The following is a 2,172-nucleotide window of genomic DNA, read 5'->3' as shown; positions in this document are numbered from 1 at the left end:
AATTTTCTATTTTATAATTTTTCACTTCATAACTTTCTCTACTTGTTACAACACCATTTTTTGTTTCTGTTTTCATAATTACTGTATCATCAGGTCTCACAGAACCTTTTTCTCCATAACGTTTTGCTTCATCCCCACCTTTGAATGAAGTTTGCTCTTGCACTGTTACATTTTCATTATTTTTGTATTTTTCTTTAAGAAATTCATGAATATCTTTTTCAGATTCCTTATAACTTGGTCTTTTTTCTTTAGAGTTTAGTTTTATTTCTTCCTGATTTTTATTTGAAGGTTCTTTAACTTTTTCAGAATCTTTACTTCTATTGCCTATTGCATTTACAATAAGCATTGCTTTAGCTCCACCTGTCCCAATTACAGGTAAAGTTATTACCTTTCCTCCAACACCTACTGCTTCTCCTGTTGCTACTACTGCTTGTGCTGTTTCTGGAAGAGTTATTCTTCCTCCTCCTATTTTATTTGGTATAGTTATACTTGCTATAGAACCTACAGCTGTATCTATAATCCCTTTAGCATTTGTTTCTGAATCTGTCCTTCTTTTTAAGACATCCTCCACTTTTCCATATTGTACTTCACCTGGATTAAACTCATACAATTGTTGAGAAATTGTAGTTCCTATTCCTGTTTGTATTAGATTTAAGAGATTTATTCTACTTACAATTGCATTGCCGACTGAGCTCAAATACTTTTCATTTTTCCAATCTTCTTTAGATTTTTTATGATATTTTACAACTGCATCCTTAGCTTTTACAATATCATTTGAAAGATTTTCTCCCCAACTTTTAGACTTAGGGATTGCTATTATATTTATTCCTTCTTCTCTACTAACTGTTACAATATAGTTATTATCTGGATCTGCCTTACTAAGTTCTTTTGCTTGTTTAGATAGCTCAGAAATTATTTCGGAATTTTTTCCTTCTTGAGAAAATTTATAACTATCTGTATATTCTATTTTATAATGTCCATCTATAAATTCCTTAATAAATAGCCCAAGATTTAACTTAGGCTATCTATAAAAAATTTATTTTTTCTTTCTTCCTTTTTCTATCCAAACTAAATCACTGATATCTAAATCATATTCAGGAGGTGAACTGGGACTTCCATATGGTAATCTATATTTTTCTTTATTTTTTATTATTGATTTACCTATATATACTCCTCCTCCTGCTATCATCATATTTTTTAACATCGCCTTTTTAAGTTCTTTAAAAATTAATTGTCGTGATTCTGTTTCTGCTACTGTTGAAAGTTCGCCTCTTATCACACAATTTGTTCCTTCATATACTCCTGAAGGAATAAATTGTAAAATTCCCTTTTCATCTCCTACTCTATACGAAATTCCTCCTGCTATTAATTCTATTTCTCTACAATAAAATTCTTCCTTTTTCAATCCTATCATATATATATCTCTATAAGACTTCACAGTCCCAATATTTGGAAGTTCTTCTATACTATTATATATTTTAAGTTTAGATTCTTCATATATAGTGTCCAATACATATTGTAAGCCTCCTAGTTTTTTTTCTACCTCCTTTATACTCTCTATAAAATCTTCTTTTAAAGCACGAAAATATAATCCTTTTCCTTTCACTTTATTCCTCCATTTATTATTTATTTCTAAATGTTTTTTCTATTTGTTTTAATATATCTTCTAAATTTGATGCTCCTGTTCCTTTAGGAATTGTAATCAATTCTGGATTATTAAGCCCTTCTCTTGTAATCTTTATATTAATTAAATCAGCTGCTTTTGCTTCTCTATTAGTCAATAACCCTGTTTTTTTATAAGTATCTACAGTATTTATTCTTACTGTTACATCTTTGCCATTTATATTTTTCGATAAAGTTACATCTATATAGTTCCCCCCTTTAGAGCTACCTTTTACTTTATTTAGTGCCTCAATATATTCTTCTTTTCTTCCAGCACCTCCAATATGTTTCCAATCTAAACTTTCTCCCAGTTCTGCTATTTCTTTATTTTGCAATCTAATTTCTTCCTTTCCTAGTCTTCCTCCTTTTTTTGCTTCAGGAGTTTTTGAAGAACTTTCTACATCCTTTAAATTATCTCTTTCAGTATTTTCTAGTAAATTTTTACCTACAATTGTATATACTGAGCCTGATTTCATTCCTCCTGCTATTTCTTTTGCTATTACTGAAAAA

Annotated in this window: 3 protein-coding genes; all 3 read right to left on the bottom strand. The window is 29.4% G+C overall.

What is annotated here, in order from left to right; translation table 11 throughout:
* Nucleotides 1-697 (bottom strand): hypothetical protein (locus Q4A58_RS08040; protein WP_303118164.1); only part of this gene is annotated, 697 nt, incomplete at its 3' end.
* Between the two features lie 339 nt (nt 698-1,036).
* Nucleotides 1,037-1,606: a hypothetical protein gene (locus tag Q4A58_RS08035; RefSeq protein WP_303118163.1), complete on the bottom strand. Its 570-nt coding sequence runs from the start codon at nt 1,604-1,606 to the stop codon at nt 1,037-1,039.
* A 16-nt stretch (nt 1,607-1,622) separates the two neighbouring features.
* Nucleotides 1,623-2,172, bottom strand: a 550-nt coding sequence (locus Q4A58_RS08030) for a hypothetical protein (RefSeq protein WP_303118161.1), incomplete at its 5' end; no start/stop codon positions are given.

Source organism: Fusobacterium sp., assembly GCF_030528405.1.
In the GTDB taxonomy this organism is placed as follows: domain Bacteria; phylum Fusobacteriota; class Fusobacteriia; order Fusobacteriales; family Fusobacteriaceae; genus Fusobacterium.
This window is presented reverse-complemented; position numbering and strand designations above follow the sequence as displayed.